Origin of the sequence: Hydrogenovibrio sp. 3SP14C1 (genome assembly GCF_029625905.1) — a bacterium.
In the GTDB taxonomy this organism is placed as follows: domain Bacteria; phylum Pseudomonadota; class Gammaproteobacteria; order Thiomicrospirales; family Thiomicrospiraceae; genus Hydrogenovibrio.
The window spans coordinates 1-230 of record NZ_JARTLM010000356.1 but is presented as its reverse complement, the minus strand read 5'-3'; the positions used below and the strand labels follow the sequence as shown (position 1 = coordinate 230).

Sequence of the window (230 nt, the reverse complement as noted above, 5' to 3'; positions counted from 1 at the left end):
CGTCAGGATCACGTGTTTGACCTGGGTGTTGAACACCACTTTTTCCAGCGTATGGGCAAAGTTGGAAACGATAACGATGGCGCTGGCCCCGCTATCGTTCAACTGGTGCTCCAGCTCGCGCGGGGTATACAACGGGTTGACGTTGACCACCACCATGCCGGCACGCAGAATGCCGAACAGAGCGATGGGGTATTGCAACAGGTTAGGCATCATCAGCGCGACACGGTCGC

At 57.0% G+C, this 230-nt stretch carries 1 protein-coding gene; it reads right to left on the bottom strand.

Features of this window, described 5'->3' with window-relative positions:
* Positions 1-230 (bottom strand): AMP-binding protein (locus P8629_RS12825; protein ID WP_278166464.1); only part of this gene is annotated, 230 nt, incomplete at both ends.